At 71.8% G+C, this 15,034-nt stretch carries 13 protein-coding genes; 4 read left to right on the top strand and 9 right to left on the bottom strand.

What is annotated here, in order from left to right:
• Positions 1-77 precede the first annotated feature (77 nt).
• Entirely contained in the window at positions 78-632 is a 555-nt protein-coding gene (locus ACFT9I_RS08405; protein ID WP_382562040.1) for a bacterial proteasome activator family protein, read from the top strand.
• Positions 633-836: 204 nt separating this feature from the next.
• Positions 837-1,799: a hypothetical protein gene (locus ACFT9I_RS08410; RefSeq protein WP_382562041.1), complete on the top strand. Its 963-nt coding sequence runs from the start codon at positions 837-839 to the stop codon at positions 1,797-1,799.
• Positions 1,800-1,909: 110 nt separating this feature from the next.
• Here ACFT9I_RS08410 and ACFT9I_RS08415 read toward each other — a convergent pair whose 3' ends face one another.
• The 7 genes from ACFT9I_RS08415 to pdhA all read right to left on the bottom strand — a co-directional run bounded on the left by ACFT9I_RS08415 (position 1,910) and on the right by pdhA (position 10,189).
• Positions 1,910-2,896: an NAD(P)H-quinone oxidoreductase gene (locus tag ACFT9I_RS08415; RefSeq protein WP_382562042.1), complete on the bottom strand. Its 987-nt coding sequence runs from the start codon at positions 2,894-2,896 to the stop codon at positions 1,910-1,912.
• 88 nt (positions 2,897-2,984) lie between these two features.
• On the bottom strand, positions 2,985-4,043 hold the full coding sequence (locus ACFT9I_RS08420; protein ID WP_382562278.1) for a potassium channel family protein: 1,059 nt from the start codon (positions 4,041-4,043) through the stop codon (positions 2,985-2,987).
• Positions 4,044-4,063: 20 nt separating this feature from the next.
• Positions 4,064-5,560 (bottom strand): molybdopterin molybdotransferase MoeA, encoded by a 1,497-nt coding sequence (locus ACFT9I_RS08425; RefSeq protein ID WP_382562044.1) that lies wholly within the window; start codon positions 5,558-5,560, stop codon positions 4,064-4,066.
• Entirely contained in the window at positions 5,557-6,444 is an 888-nt protein-coding gene (locus ACFT9I_RS08430; protein ID WP_382562280.1) for an NTP transferase domain-containing protein, read from the bottom strand. The genes ACFT9I_RS08425 and ACFT9I_RS08430 overlap by 4 nt, the downstream gene beginning before the upstream one ends.
• A gap of 171 nt (positions 6,445-6,615) precedes the next feature.
• Positions 6,616-7,977 carry a dihydrolipoamide acetyltransferase family protein gene (locus ACFT9I_RS08435; protein WP_382562046.1) on the bottom strand — a complete coding sequence of 454 codons (1,362 nt, stop codon included), beginning with the start codon at positions 7,975-7,977 and terminating at the stop codon, positions 6,616-6,618.
• Positions 7,977-9,011, bottom strand: coding sequence for an alpha-ketoacid dehydrogenase subunit beta (locus ACFT9I_RS08440; RefSeq protein WP_382562048.1), 1,035 nt, complete (start codon positions 9,009-9,011; stop codon positions 7,977-7,979). The genes ACFT9I_RS08435 and ACFT9I_RS08440 overlap by 1 nt, the downstream gene beginning before the upstream one ends.
• Positions 9,008-10,189 carry a pyruvate dehydrogenase (acetyl-transferring) E1 component subunit alpha gene (gene pdhA / locus ACFT9I_RS08445; protein WP_382562281.1) on the bottom strand — a complete coding sequence of 394 codons (1,182 nt, stop codon included), beginning with the start codon at positions 10,187-10,189 and terminating at the stop codon, positions 9,008-9,010. Before pdhA ends, ACFT9I_RS08440 begins: the two co-directional genes overlap by 4 nt.
• Before the next feature lie 192 nt (positions 10,190-10,381).
• On the opposite strand from pdhA, the gene ACFT9I_RS08450 reads away from it, so the two are divergent.
• Positions 10,382-10,879 (top strand): Lrp/AsnC family transcriptional regulator, encoded by a 498-nt coding sequence (locus ACFT9I_RS08450; RefSeq protein WP_382562283.1) that lies wholly within the window; start codon positions 10,382-10,384, stop codon positions 10,877-10,879.
• A 32-nt stretch (positions 10,880-10,911) separates the two neighbouring features.
• Here the strand turns inward: ACFT9I_RS08450 and ACFT9I_RS08455 are convergent, their stop codons facing one another.
• The gene (locus ACFT9I_RS08455) at positions 10,912-11,508 is read right to left on the bottom strand and encodes a TetR/AcrR family transcriptional regulator (RefSeq protein ID WP_382562050.1); all 597 of its coding nucleotides are present in this window, start codon (positions 11,506-11,508) and stop codon (positions 10,912-10,914) included.
• A complete protein-coding gene (locus ACFT9I_RS08460) occupies positions 11,505-13,034 on the bottom strand; it encodes a 3-hydroxyacyl-CoA dehydrogenase (RefSeq protein WP_382562051.1) in 1,530 nt (509 codons plus the stop codon). The genes ACFT9I_RS08455 and ACFT9I_RS08460 overlap by 4 nt, the downstream gene beginning before the upstream one ends.
• A gap of 267 nt (positions 13,035-13,301) precedes the next feature.
• Between ACFT9I_RS08460 and paaN the strand changes: the two genes are divergently transcribed.
• Positions 13,302-15,011: a phenylacetic acid degradation protein PaaN gene (gene paaN, locus ACFT9I_RS08465; RefSeq protein ID WP_382562053.1), complete on the top strand. Its 1,710-nt coding sequence runs from the start codon at positions 13,302-13,304 to the stop codon at positions 15,009-15,011.
• Positions 15,012-15,034 lie beyond the last annotated feature (23 nt).

A 15,034-nucleotide genomic window follows, 5' to 3' on the forward strand; every position in this document is an offset into this window, starting at 1 on the left:
CGGGGCCTGTGGGAGAGCGATCCGCTCTCCCACAGGCCCCACCGCGCGTCCGCACCCAGGTGCGAGACAATGAACATATGGAAATGCCGAGGAACGAACGGTCGCAGGAGAGCAACCCCCATGTCCTCGTGGTGGGACAGGACGGGATGGCGCTCGGCGGCGGACACGGGGACGACGAGCCGCGCGAGATCCCGGTGACGGAGATGGTCGAACAGCCGGCGAAGGTCATGCGCATCGGCAGCATGATCAAGCAGCTGCTCGAAGAGGTGCGGGCGGCTCCTCTGGACGAGGCGAGCAGGGTACGGCTCAAGGAGATCCACGCCGGTTCGGTGAAGGAGCTGGAGGACGGGCTCGCCCCCGAACTCGTCGACGAGCTGGAGCGGCTCTCGCTCCCCTTCACCGACGAGGCCATTCCCTCGGAAGCCGAACTGCGCATCGCGCAGGCCCAGTTGGTGGGCTGGCTGGAGGGACTTTTCCACGGGATCCAGACGGCGCTGTTCGCCCAGCAGATGGCGGCGCGGGCGCAGTTGGAGCAGATGCGGCGGGCGCTGCCGCCCGGTGCGTCGCACGAGGAAGAGGACGGCGAGGACCCGGGCGGTCACGGCGCGATCCGGTCGGGGCCGTATCTCTGAAATCGCCGTATCTCTGAAAGTCTCCGACGCCTGACAGGCCCGGTTGCTAAGTTGATCAAGATCAGCCAAAGCAGCCGAACGGCCGACAAGGTGACGCACTTGAGTGAAACAAGACAAAGCGGAGAAGCGAGTTCGGTAAGCCGCCGCACGCTCCTCAGAACGGGCACCGGGATAGTCGCCGCCGCCGCAAGCGGCGGCTTTTCCTTGCTCGCGGCCCCGACGGCGAACGCGGTCGTCCCCACGTCGCAGTACTTCGTACTCGACGGGGCCGGGGGCGATCCCGTCCTGCGGCGAAGACTTCACCAGCCGTACTGGGCGATGCAGTCCTTCGCGTACGACCACGTCCACGGGCACATCTACTTCGTGCAGACGAAGCCCGGGAGCGACAACGGCGACCTCTGGATGACCAGGACCGACCTGTCGGGCAACGTGCTGGGAGCCATGGCGCTCCACTCGTTCGACCACGGTTCGTCGATGGGGATCGAGCCGGACACACCCGGCGCTCCCTACGTCTGGATCGCGGGCGACTGGCAGAGCCTGAGCTCCGGCACAGCTCCCAACAGCCACAAGATCGCCCGCTTCAAGTACGTGGACGACGGCCTCATCGACTACTTCAACCACCAGGGCAGGGTGCGGGAGTTCCCGATCGGGCTCTCCGACTTCGTGGACTGCCCGAGGCCGTCGATCGATCCGTACACGAACCGGTTGCTGCTGCGGTACATGGGGACGACGAGTCCGTGGCGCCTCGCGCTGTTCGACCTGGACGACGTCAAGCGGACGGGTATCACCAGCGCCACCCGCATCCTCACCCAGCGCGCCCTCCCGACCAACGCCCAGCTCGGTCTCAGCGACGCCGACCACTTCCAGGGTGTGACCTCGTACGGCCAGTACGCCTACCTCAGCTACGGCGGCCCGCCCGCGAGGCCGACGGACCCGGCCAAGCCGTCGTACCTCGTCCGTCTCGACATGAACAAGACCGGCGGTTCGGTCGAGGACATCTACCCGACGACGGCCGGAAACTCGCTGCCCGGCCGGGAGCCGCAGGGAATGGCGATCTGGCGGACGTCGAGCGGTCCGCGGCTCGCGTTCGGCTTCTCCGCCAAGGTCGCGACCGGCCCCGACCAGTTCGAGGCGAGCGTCTTCTACAAGAGCGACCTCGCCGGATAGGTCGCGGAAGCGGTGGACCGTGTGTCGGGTGATGTGTGGTCGGTCTTCGCGGGCTACGAAGACCGACCGCACCTGACCTGGCTCCGGCTCCGGCTCCGGCCGTGTTCCGGCTACGGGCGCAGCAGCAGGATCTTGCCGATGTGTTCGCCCGCCTCCAGCGCGCGATGCGCCTCGGCCGCGTCCGACATCGGGAACGTGCGGTCCACGATGGGCCGCACCTGCCCGGCGCCGATCAGCGGCCAGACATGCTCCCGTACGGCGGCGACGATCGACGCCTTCTCGCCGAGCGGGCGTCCGCGCAGTGAAGTCGCCGTGATCGCGGCGCGCTTGCCCAGCAGGGCGGCCAGGTTGAGTTCACCCTTCACACCGCCCTGGAGACCGATGACGGCGAGCCGCCCGTTGACGGCCAGGGCCTTCACATTGCGGTCGAGATACTTCGCGCCGACGATGTCGAGGATGACGTCCGCGCCCGCCCCGTCCGTGGCCTTCTTCAGCTCGTCGACGAAGTCCTGCTCCCGGTAGTCGATCAGGATGTCCGCGCCCAACTCGGCGCAGCGCGCCAGCTTCTCGGGCCCGCCCGCCGTGACGGCGACCCGCGCGCCGACCGACTTCGCGAGCTGGATCGCCATCGTGCCGATACCGCTCGCGCCGCCGTGCGCCAACAGCGTCTCGCCGGGCCGCAGATGGGCGATCATGAAGACGTTCGACCAGACGGTGCAGGTCACTTCGGGAAGTACGGCGGCCGTCGCCAGGTCCAGGCCGTCGGGTACGGGGAGGAGCTGGCCCACGGGGACGGCGACCTTCTCCGCGTAACCGCCGCCCGAGAGCAGGGCGCACACCTCGTCGCCGACCGACCAGCCCGACGCCTCGGTGCCGGGGCCGAGCGCGGCGACGCGGCCCGCGCACTCCAGACCGGGGTACGGGGACGAGCCGGGCGGCGGATCGTAGAAGCCCTGGCGTTGCAGCAGATCGGCGCGGTTGACCGCGCTCGCCACGACGTCGACGAGGACTTCGCCCTCGGCGAGTACGGGATCGGGCACTTCGGCCCAGACGAGCGCCTCGGGGCCACCGGGTTCCGGAATCGTGATCGCATACATGCTCGGGAGGCTACCCCCCGGCCCTGTCCGCAGTACCGATACCGGGCCAGGTCCTGTTCGGGCTGCTGAGGGAGGGTGGCCTGCCGGGTCAATCCGCCTTGTTCTGCTCCGGGTTGGGAGTATCCGCCCGTACGATCGTGATCAACCGGTCGGTGAGCTGCAGCGGACTGGCCGCCGGATCGTCGTACCCCAGCAGCCGGTGCCCGCGCAGGACGCTGACGATCAGGTCGTCCGTCTCCCGTACGCCGCGCCCCACCTCGGCCTTTATCACCGGCCGTTCGATGAGGTCGAGGCCGCTGCCCTGCTGGATCAGGTCCTCCATCACCGTGCCCGCGACGGGGCTCAGCACCGAGAGCCCGAGCAGCCGGCCCGCCGCGCTGGCGCTGGTGATCACGGCGTCCGCGCCGGACTGGCGCAGCAGCGGCGCGTTCTCCTCCTCACGCACGGCGGCGACGATCTTCGCTCCACGGTTGAGCTGACGCGCGGTCAGTGCGACCAGCACGGCCGTGTCGTCCCGCTGAGTGGCGATCACGATCTGCCGGGCCCGCTGGAGTTCGGCCCGTAGCAGCACATCGCTGCGGGTCGCGTCGCCGATGACACCCACGAACCCGTCCGCGTTGGCCGCCTCGATCACCTTCGCGCTCGGGTCGACGATGACGATCTGGTCCTTCTTGAGCCCGGTGGCACAGAGGGTCTGCATCGCCGACCGGCCCTTGGTACCGAAGCCGACAATGATCGTGTGGTCACGCAAGTTGGACCTCCAGCGGTTCAGCCGCCACTCCTCCCGGGTGCGCTCCGTGAGGACCTCAAGAGTGGTGCCGACCAGGATGATCAGGAAGAGCACGCGCAGCGGCGTGACCAGCACGACGTTGATGAGCCGGGCCGCGTCGCTGTACGGGACGATATCGCCGTAACCCGTGGTGGAGAGGGTGACGGTGGCGTAGTAGACGGAGTCGAGCAGATCGACCGAGTTGTCGGAGTTGTCGTGGTAGCCGGTGCGGTCGATCCAGACGATGAAGACCGTGGTCGCCAGCACCCCGAGCGCCATCAACAGCCGCTTGCTGACCTGCCGCAGCGGCCGGTCGACGATCCGGCGCGGCAGCTTCACCCGGCTGGTGACCAGGTGTTCGTCGGCATGACGCGCCATCGCGTCGTGGCCGGGAAGTTTCACGTGAAACACCCGTCGTCGATGGAGGCGCCGGCGTCGGCCCAGGCGGCCCAGGGCAGGTCGAGGACTTCCAGCTCGTCCCCCGGCCGCGCGCCGCCGGGCGGCACAACGGCGAGTCCGTCGGCGACGGCGATCCCGCGCAGCATGGCGGGACCGTTGTAGCGCAGCGGCACGAGCCGGTCGTCGCGGTGGACGAAGGGCACGAGCCGGGTGTCGTACGGGTGGCCGTGCACCTCGTCCCGTACGGGCGCGTGGTACGCGGGCTGGTCCGCCCGCCCGCCGAGTGCCCGCAGCAGGGGCTCGGCCAGCGTCAGCAGCCCGGAGACGGCGGCGAGCGGATTGCCCGGGAGGCCCACCAGATGGCGGCCGGAGGCGAGCCTGGCCAGCAGCATGGGGTGGCCGGGGCGTACGGCGACGCCGTCCACGAGCAGTTCGGCGCCCGCCTCGGCGAGCACGGGGTGGACATGGTCGACGGGGCCGGCGGCCGTACCGCCCGTGGTGAGGACCAGATCGGCGTCGGACTCGGTGACCGCCCGGTACAGGGCGTGGGCGTCGTCGGCGACTCGGCGGGTGTCGATGACATCGGCGCCGAGCGCGCGCAGCCAGGGCGCGATCATCGGGCCGAGCGCGTCGCGGATGAGACCGTCGTGGGGAAGCCCACGGACGAGCAGTTCGTCGCCGAGGACCAGGATGTCGACGGTCGGGCGGCGGGCGGTGAGCAGTTCGTCGTAGCCCGCGGCGGCGGCCAGGCCGAGCACCGCCGGGGTCACCACGGCGCCTGCGGGCAGGAGTTGGTCGCCGGAGCGGCACTCCTGGGCGCGGGGGCGGATGTCCTGGCCGTGGACCACCTGGCGTTCGGCATGGAGATGGCCGGTGGTGTCCGTACGGGCGTGCTCGCTGCGGATCACGGCGGTGGTGTCGGGCGGGACACGGGCGCCCGTGGCGATCCGTACGGCTGTGCCGTCGGGGAGCGCGGTGGTGGCGGCGTGACCGGCGAGGATGCCGGGGGTGGACGCCGTGTCGTGGGTGGTGTCTTGGGCCGTGTCCTGGGTGGGCCCCACAGGTCGTACGGACCAGGGGCCCGGTCCGGAGACGGCCCAGCCGTCCATCGCGGAGGTGTCGAAGGAGGGCAGGTCGGTGAGCGCGGCCAGGGGCTCGGCGAGGACGTGTCCCAGGGCCTGTTCGAGAGGGACGCGGCGGGTGCGGGGGGTGGCTCCTGCGGGGTTGGTGGCGGTGGCCGTCGAGCGGCCGGCGCGGGCGGCGATCGCACGTGCCTCGGCCCACGGCGACGCGCGATGCCCTCTCGTGTCGGCGGGCCCGGACTTCGGGGGCGTGGCGTTGCGGGCCTGGTCGTGGTGCTGGTCCTGGGCGGGGTGCTGGTCCTGGGCGGGGTGCGGCTCGGTGGCCGGTTCTTCGCAGGGAGCCGGGTGCGGCTGCCTGGCGAACAGCGCGAGGACGTCCTCGACGCCGTCGACCTCGCGGTCCTGAGCCGTCATCCGGCGTCGGCCCCCTTGGCCTTGCCGCCGTCCTCGGCCGCCTCGTCGGCCCAGCGCAGAGCGAGCGCCGTGGCCTTCCGGGACGCCTCGGCCACCGCCTCGGGACCTCCGCCGCCGGCGGCGGCGCGGCCCGCCGCGTACCCGACCAGGAAGGTCGTCAGCGGCGCGGCGGGGCGGGCCACACCGTGCGCGGCGTCGCGGGCGAGATCGAGGAGGACGGTGATGTCGACGTCCAGCTCGTAGCCGAGTTCGTCCTTGACTGCGGTGATCCATTCGTCCAGCACGGTCCCATGCTCCCTGATGCGTGCCCGCGCCGCGGAGATGTCTTCCCAGGTGTCGCAGTCGAAGGACGCGAGCGGGTCGGCATCCGCGGCGACCCGGGCGAGGTCGAGTTCATGCGTCAGCAGTCGTAGCGGCAGCCCGGCGAGGCTGCCGTACTCGGTGGCGAGGAGGGCGATCTCGCGGCGCAGCGGTTCCGTACGGTACGCCGCGACCAGCGGCTGGTCGCGGCCGTCGGGGTCGGTGAGCAGCGCTCCCTCGCGTGCGCCGTCCGCCGCGAGTACGTCCAGGAGCCGGGACGTCGTCTCCCGCTTCAGAAACGGCAGGTCGGCGGAGAGGACGAGCACGGTGTCCGCCTCGACCTGCCGGACTCCCGCGTCGAGCGCGGCGACCGGGCCGCCGCCGGGCGGCTCCTCGCGCGCCCAGTGGACGGGCCGCGCCGTGGGCCGCCGACCGCCCACGACCACGGTCCGCGCGGCACCGCCGCACGCACCGAGCACCCGGTCGAGCAGAGCCCGCCCACCGACGCTGACGGCGGGCTTGTCGACTCCGCCGAGCCGCTTGGCGGCACCTCCGGCGAGCACGATGGCGTCATGGGCGCTCATGGTCATGACTGAAGTATGGGCCGCGATCGCGCGTCAGAACGTATGCGATGTACGACCGTGATGTACGACCGCGCTGCCGGACGGGTGCACGGGCACGTCCCCGGGCCTGTACCCCGGTCCGTACCCGGGCGCGTACTCGGGCCCGCACCCCGTCGCGCACCCGGGCGCGCCCTACAACGTGCGCAGCAGCACCGCCGGTTGTTCCACGCAGTCCGCCACGTACCGGAGGAAGCCGCCCGCCGTGCCGCCGTCGCACACCCGGTGGTCGAAGGTGAGGGAGAGCTGGACGACCTGACGTACGGCCAACTCGCCCTGGTGCACCCACGGCTTGGCGACGATGCGGCCGATGCCGAGCATCGCGGCCTCCGGGTGGTTGATGATCGGCGTGGAGCCGTCGACGCCGAACACGCCGTAGTTGTTCAGCGTGAACGTCCCGCCGGTCAGATCGCCGGGGGTCAGCGTCCCCGACCTGCCCGCCTCCGTCAGCCGGGCGAACTCCGCGCTCAGCGACTCAGCCGAGCGGCTCTGCGCGTTCCGTACGACGGGGACGACCAGCCCGCGCTCGGTCTGGGCCGCGAACCCGAGATGGACGTCGCGCAGGCGGACGATCTCCCTGGCCTCCATGTCCACCGTGGAGTTGAGCTCCGGGAACCGCGCGAGCGCCGCCGTGCAGATCCGCGCCAGCAGGGCGATGAGGGAGATCTTCGGGCCGCCCGCCGCGTTCGCGGCGGTCCTGGCCGCCATCAGCTCCGTCGCGTCCGCGTCGACCCAGCAGGTCGCCTCCGGGATCTCACGCCGGCTGCGGCTGAGCTTGTCGGCGACCGCGCCCCGCACACCGCGCAGCGGTACGCGCTCGGTGACCGCCCCGGACACGGCGGGCGCGGGCGTGGGCGCCGACGCGGACGGCGGCTGTACGGCCTGCTCGATCCGCTCGATGGCCAACTCGACGTCGCACCGCAGGATCAGCCCGTCCCGGCCCGATCCGACCAGCTCCCGGAGGTCGAGCCCGTTCTGCCGGGCCAGCCGCCGCACGAGAGGCGAGATGACCGGAACGGGCCCGGAGCGATCGGGTGCGGGCGCCGGCAACGGATCGACCAGCGCGACAGGTGCGGCCGTGCGCGTGACGACGGCCGTCGCGGGGCGGACCCGGCGACGCCGGGCCGCCGGAGCGCCCGTGCCGTATCCGACCAGCACGTTCCCCGACGTCTCGGCCGATCCGGCCCCGGCGTCCGAACCAGCACCCGAGCCCGAGCCCGAACTCCCGGCGGCGACCGGTGCCGGCTCCGACGCGCCCACGGCGACGGTCAGCAGCGGCGCGCCGACCGGCAGCTCCGTGCCCTCCTCGCCGTACCGCGCGGTGACCACGCCCCCGTAGGGACACGGCACCTCCACCATCGCCTTGGCCGTCTCGACCTCGACGACGGGCTGGTCGATCGCGACGACGTCGCCGACCGCCACCAGCCAGCGGACGATCTCGGCCTCGGTCAGCCCCTCACCGAGATCCGGCAGTTTGAATTCGAGCACCTGGGCCATCAGCTGTCCGCCTCCCACTGAAGCCGCGCGACCGCGTCGAGCACCCGGTCCACACCCGGCAGATGGTGCTGTTCCAGCATCGGCGGCGGATACGGGATGTCGAATCCGGCGACCCGCAGCACCGGCGCCTCCAGATGGTGGAAGCACCGCTCGCCGATCCGGGCGGCGATCTCCCCGCCGGGCCCGCCGAAGCCGTTGGACTCGTGGACGACCACCGCGCGGCCCGTGCGCCGTACGGAGGCGACGACCGTCTCGTCGTCGAAGGGCACCAGCGAGCGCAGGTCCACCACTTCCAGGTCCCAGCCCTCCGCGCGCGCCGCCTCCGCCGCCTCCAGACAGACGGTGAGGGAGGGGCCGTACGTGACGAGCGTGGCGCTCAGTCCCGTACGCCGCACGACGGCGCGGCCGATCGGCTCCACCGTGGCCGGCGCCTCGGGCGACCACTGCGCCTTCGACCAGTACAGCCGCTTGGGCTCCAGGAAGACCACCGGGTCGTCGGAGGCGATGGCGGCCCGCAGCAGCCCGTACGCGTCGTCGACCGTCGCCGGGGTGACGACATGAAGGCCGGGCGTCGCCATGTAGTACGCCTCGGAGGAGTCGCTGTGGTGCTCGACCCCGCCGATCCCGCCGCCGTACGGCACCCGGATGGTGATCGGCAGCGGCAGCGCGCCGCGCGTGCGGTTGCGCATCTTGGCGACATGGCTGATCAGTTGCTCGAACGCCGGATAGGCGAAGGCGTCGAACTGCATCTCCACGACGGGCCGCAGCCCGTACATCGCCATGCCGACGGCCGTGCCCAGGATCCCCGCCTCGGCCAGCGGTGTGTCCGTACAGCGGTCCTCGCCGAACTCGGCGGCGAGTCCGTCGGTGACCCGGAAGACCCCGCCGAGCGTGCCGACGTCCTCACCGAGGACGTGCACGGTCGGGTCCTCGGCCATCGCGTCACGCATCGCGCGCTGCAACGCCTGCGCCATGGTGGCCGGCTTCGCCACCTTGGCGGTCCCGGCCGCCTTGGCGGCAACGGTGGTGGTCATCGCGCCTCACCCTGTCCCGCCACGCCGTCGGCCGGCTCGGCCGAGGCGTCCAGCTCGGCCCGCAACTGGGCCGCCTGCTCGCGCAGTTGCGACGTCTGCTCCGCGTAGACGTGCGCGAACAGATCCATGGGGTCCAGCTCCGGCTCGGCGTTCATCCGGTCGCGCAGCCGCGCGGCCATCGCGTCGGCGTCGTCGGCGGCCTTCCTGATTCCGTCCTCGTCGAGCATCCCGCGCTCCGTCAGCTCGTGCTCCAGCAGCCGGACCGGGTCGTGGGCCCGCCACGCCTCGACCTCGCCGTCGCCGCGGTAGCGCGTCGCGTCGTCCGCGTTCGTATGAGCCTCGATGCGGTAGGTCACGGCCTCGATGAGCGTCGGGCCGCCGCCGCTCCTGGCGCGCCGCACGGCCTCGCTGAGCACCGTGTGCACCGCCGGCGCGTCGTTCCCGTCGACCAGCCTGCCCGGCATTCCGTAGCCGACGGCCTTGTGGGCCAGCGACGGCGCGGCGGTCTGCTTGGCGAGCGGGACGGAGATCGCGAAGCCGTTGTTCTGCACGAAGAAGACGACAGGTGCCTTCCATACGGCGGCGAAGTTCAGCGCCTCGTGGAAGTCCCCCTCGCTGGTGCCGCCGTCGCCGACCAGGGCGAGCGCGACCACGTCGTCGCCCTTGAGGCGCGCGGCGTGCGCCAGCCCGACGGCGTGCGGCAGCTGGGTGGCCAGCGGTGTGGAGAGCGGGGCGATGCGGTGCTCGCGGGGGTCGTATCCCGTGTGCCAGTCGCCGCGCAGCAGCGTGAGGGCCTGGACGGGGTCCAGGCCGCGCGCCACGACGGCGAGGGTGTCGCGGTAGCTGGGGAAGAGCCAGTCCTGCTCCTGGAGCACCAGGGCCGCGGCGACCTCGCAGGCCTCCTGACCGGTGCTCGACGGGTAGACGGCGAGTCGGCCCTGCTTGGTGAGGGCGGTGGCCTGCGCGTTGAACCGACGGCCGCGGACCAGCTCCGCGTACAGCCGCAGCAGCAGCTCGGGGTCGATGTCCGCCGCGGCTTCCGTACCCAGTACGCGGTACGGCTCGCGGTCGGGGAGCAACGGGGCGGGGTCCGTGCGGGGCTGCCACGCCGGGGGCGGGGTGGACCGGTGGACGACGGCACCCGGGGGCTCCTGGACCGTCGTGCTGCTCTTCTTCAACGCGTGCACCTCCTCATGGGAGCGGGCATGGGCGGCGCGCGGAAATGTGGTGCGCCTCACCTACCGATTGTTCGGTCGCCATGCCAATTTGGCTACTGGCGGCTTCAGCCTGTGGACAAACGGTTCTGCACAGCCTGGGATGGGCACAAGGTGTCCAAGAGCGGAGAGGTGGGGGACATGACGGCTGAACAAATGGCCGAGGGCTGGGAGCGGACCGGGCAGGAGCCCCCGCCCCGGCCGCTGGACGCGATCGACCGCGACATCCTGCGCATCCTCCAGACGGACGGCCGCGCCTCGATACGGTCGGTGGCCGAGCGCGTCCATGTCTCGCGCGCCAACGCGTACGCCCGGATCAACCGGCTCATCGAGGACCGTGTCATCCGGGGGTTCGGCGCCAGGATCAACCACGAACGGGCAGGTCAGGGCGCCTCCGCCTACATCACGCTCAAGATCGTGCAGAACTCCTGGCGCACCGTGCGCGAACAGCTCCAGGAGTTGCCGGGCGCCACGCACATCGCGCTGGTCAGCGGCGATTTCGACGTGCTGCTGCTGGTCCACGCGCCGGACAACCGGACGCTGCGGGAGCTGGTGCTGACGCGGCTCCAGTCGATCCCCGAGGTGCTGTCCACCCGCACCCTGCTGGTCTTCGAGGAGACCGACCTCGACCCGAAGGCCCCGCCCGCGCCCTGAAACGGCGCCGGGGGCGGGTCGGGGGTGAGCGCCTAGGAGGGTTCCGTACGCAGCCCGTCGAAGGCCATCCGTACGACCGCCTCGGCCACCTGGTCACTGTCGTAGCCACCGGCCGCCTGCGGCCGGTACCACTCCACCAGCGAGTTGATCATGCCGAAGAGCAGCCGCGTCGCGAGCCGGATGTCCATGTCCGCGCGGAGGTCGCCGTCGGTCGCCGCCGCCTTGAGCAGATCGGCGACCCGCTGGTCGAACTCACGCCGCCGCTCCATGGCCCAGCGCTCGGTCCTGGTGTTGCCCCGCACCCGCAGGAGCAGGGTCACGTAGGGCAGCTCCGCCATCAGGACCTCGACGGTGCGGCGCGTCACGTACTCGACCTGCTCGATGGCCCGGCCGCGCCCGGCGCCCGGCTCGTCGAGGATCCCGAAGAGACCGTCGATGGCCCGGCTGACCGCACGGCGCAGCAGTTCCTCCTTGCCCGCCACATGGTGGTAGATCGAGGACTTGGAGATGCCCGCGGCCTTCGACAGATGCTCCATCGACGTGCCGTCGTAGCCGCGTTCGTTGAAGACGCCGACGGCGACGGTCAGCAGCGTCTCGGGGGTGTACGTGTCCCGCTTGGCGGTCGTCATGAGCCCGCTCCTTCCGACGCGGCCTCGGCGGCCGCGAGACGGCGCAGCGCCTGGGAGGCGGCGTACCGGCCGGACGGATACTCCTCGTGCAGCCGCTCCAGCAGATAGAGCGTCCGGTCGGCCCCCAGCTCGGCGCCCCAGTCGAGCGGTCCGCGCGGGTAGTTCACCCCGAGCCGCATGGCGGTGTCGATGTCCTCGGCGGACGCGACGCCGCGTGCCTCGGCGTCGAGCGCGAAGTCGACGAGCATGGCGACCGTCCGTCCCACGATCATGCCGGGGACGTCGGCGATCACACTCACCTGCTTGCCGAGCGCCTGGAAGAGCCCGACGGCCGTACGGACCGACTCCTCGGGCACCGCGGCGGACGGCGCGAGGGCTATCCGGGTCGCGGTGCGGTAGTCGAGCGCGAGGTCGAAGTGGATCAGCGGTGGGTCGAAGCTGTCCGCCGCCTCGCCGTCCGTGAGGAACAGCCGGGTGCCGCAGGGCAGTTCGAGCCAGCCGGGGAGTCCGGGGACGGCGTCGTCCTTACGTATGACCTCGATCCCGGCCTCCTCGATCAGCTCGGGCAGCGCCGCCGCCACGAACAGCTCGCCCTGGACGACGACGGACGACGGCGGGTCGGCGGGGGGCGCGGTGTCCGGTACGGGCGCGGCGGCGCCGTCCTCGTAACCGAACCAGCCCCGGCCCGACTTGCGGCCGAGCCGGCCCGACTCCACGAGGCGCCGCTGGGCGAGGGAGGGGGTGAATCTGGCGTCCTGGAAGAAGGACTCCCAGACGGAGCGGGTGACCGCCTCGTTGACGTCCTGGCCGATGAGATCGGTCAGCTCGAAGGGGCCCATCCGGAAGCCGCCGCACTCGCGCAGGACGGCGTCGATGGTCGCGGGGTCGGCGGCCCGCTCCTCGTGCAGGCGCAGCGCCTCGGCGTAGTAGGGGCGGGCGACGCGGTTCACGACGAAGCCCGGGGTGTCGGCGCAGCGCACCGGGGTCTTGCCCCACGCCGCCGCCGTCGCCCACGCGCGCGTGGCCGTCGTCCCGTCCGTCGCGTGGCCGCTGACGACCTCGACCAGGGGCAGGAGGGGGGCGGGGTTGAAGAAGTGCAGGCCGACGAAGCGGCCGGGGCGGCGCAGGGCGCCGGCGACGGCCGTGACGGAGAGGGAGGAGGTGTTGGTGGCGAGCAGGCAGTCGTCGCCGACGATGTCCTCCAGCGCCGTGAACAGCTCCTGTTTGACCGCCAGTTGTTCCAGGACGGCTTCGACGACGAGCGCGGCGTCGGCGAGTTCGGACAGTTCGGCGGCGGGGAGCAGCCGGGCCTTGGCGCTGTCGCGGGCCGCCGCGTCCAGCCGGCCCTTCTCCGTCAGCCGGTCCAGCCGGGCTCCGACGGCCTCCGCCGCCTGCTGGGCGCGGCCGGGCAGGGCGTCGTAGAGGCGCACGGGATGGCCGGCGACGAGAGCCACCTGGGCGATTCCCTGTCCCATCGTGCCGGTGCCGACCACCGCGACGACGCGGGAGCGCTCGATTGCAGTCATGAACCCGATCCTCCTGTATGGACTTCCGCCGCGGTACGGGACCTCCCCAAGGCGGCCGGTCTCGGGTGGCGATCAGCCGGAACTGACCGGAACGACACCGTCCGCGCCGGCGGGCCGGGCGGCGGGAGAGGCGGCCGGAAAGCGCGGGTTTTCCACAGCCCCCCTTGTACCGACCGATCGTTCGGTTACTCTAACTCTGTCCGTTGCCCATGTCCCCTTGTCGCTCCTGTCCCTGTCCCGCCCAGCTCGAAGAGGAGTTGGTCAGTCATGGCCGCCCAGCTCAGCCCCCAGCAGCTCACCGAGAAGCACCGGCCCACGCTCGACCAGGCCCTCGACGCGATTCGCACGCGTGCCTACTGGTCGCCGCACCCCGAGCACCCGAAGGCGTACGGCGAGAGCGCGCCGGCCGACGGCCTGGCCGCGTTCAAGGCCCTGCACGGCACCCGTATCGACCTCGACCAGCCGGGCACCGACGGCTGGACGGGCGGCGAGGTCTCGCCGTACGGCCCGGAGCTGGGCGTCGAGTATCCGCACGCCGATGTGGACGTCCTGCTGCCCGCCATGCGCGCGGGCATGAGCGCCTGGCGCGCGGCGGGACCCGAGACACGCGCTCTGGTCTGCCTGGAGATCCTGGCCCGGATCAGCGCCCGCACCCACGAGTTCGCCCACGCCGTGATGCACACGAGCGGGCAGGCGTTCATGATGGCGTTCCAGGCGGGCGGACCGCACGCCCAGGACCGCGGCCTGGAGGCGGTGGCGTACGCGTACGGGGAGCAGACCCGCACGCCCGGCGACGCCGACTGGTCCAAGCCGCAGGGCAAGCGCGACCCTCTGGAGCTGCGGAAGTCCTTCACGGCCGCGCCGCGCGGTGTCTCGCTGCTGATCGGCTGCAACACCTTCCCGACGTGGAACGGCTATCCGGGCCTGTTCGCCTCGCTGGCCACCGGCAATCCGGTCCTCGTCAAGCCGCACCCGCGCGCGGTGCTGCCCCTCGCCCTCACGGTGAAGGTGGCCCGCGAGGTGCTCGCCGAGGCCGGCTTCGACCCGAATCTGGTCGCGCTGGCCGCCGAGCGCCCCGGCGAGGGCGTCGCGAAGACCCTGGCCGTACGGCCCGAGGTCAAGATCATCGACTACACCGGGTCCACCGCCTTCGGCGACTGGCTGGAGACCAACGCCCGCCAGGCGCAGGTCTACACGGAGAAGGCGGGGGTCAACACGGTCGTCGTGGACTCCACCGACGACTACAAGGGCATGCTCGCCAATCTGGCCTTCTCACTCTCGCTCTACAGCGGCCAGATGTGCACGACCCCGCAGAATCTCCTCATCCCGCGCGACGGCATCTCCACGGACGCGGGCCCGAAGTCGTACGACGAGGTGGTCGCCGACCTGGCGGCCTCGGTGAGCGGTCTGCTGGGCGACGACGCCCGCGCGAACGGCCTGCTCGGCGCCCTGGTCAACCCGGACGTGAAGGGGCGGCTGGAGGCCGCGGCCTCTCTGGGCGACGTGGCGCTCGCGTCGCGCGAGATCGCCAACCCGGACTTCCCGGACGCGGTGGTCCGCACGCCGGTGATCGTCAAGTCCGACGGCTCGCGCAAGCAGTGGGACGCGGCGGCGGGTGGGGACGGCTCCGAGGCGCCGTATCTCGCCGAGTGCTTCGGCCCGGTCTCGTTCGCGGTCGCCGTGGACTCGACCGAGGAGGCGCTGGAGCTGCTGCGCCGTACGGTGCGCGACAAGGGCGCGATGACCGTCGGGGCGTACACGACGTCGGCGGAGACGGAGCGTGCCGTCGAGGACGTCTGTCTGGAGGAGCTGGCCCAGCTGTCCCTGAATCTGACGGGCGGCGTCTATGTGAACCAGACGGCGGCCTTCTCCGACTTCCACGGCTCCGGCGGCAATCCTGCGGCGAACGCGGCGCTGTGCGACGCGGCGTTCGTGGCCAACCGCTTCCGTACGGTGGAGGTCCGCCGCCAGGCGTGACACCCGCACCCGCACCCGGCCGT

The organism is Streptomyces sp. NPDC057137 (assembly GCF_042670825.1).
Lineage (GTDB): Bacteria > Actinomycetota > Actinomycetes > Streptomycetales > Streptomycetaceae > Streptomyces.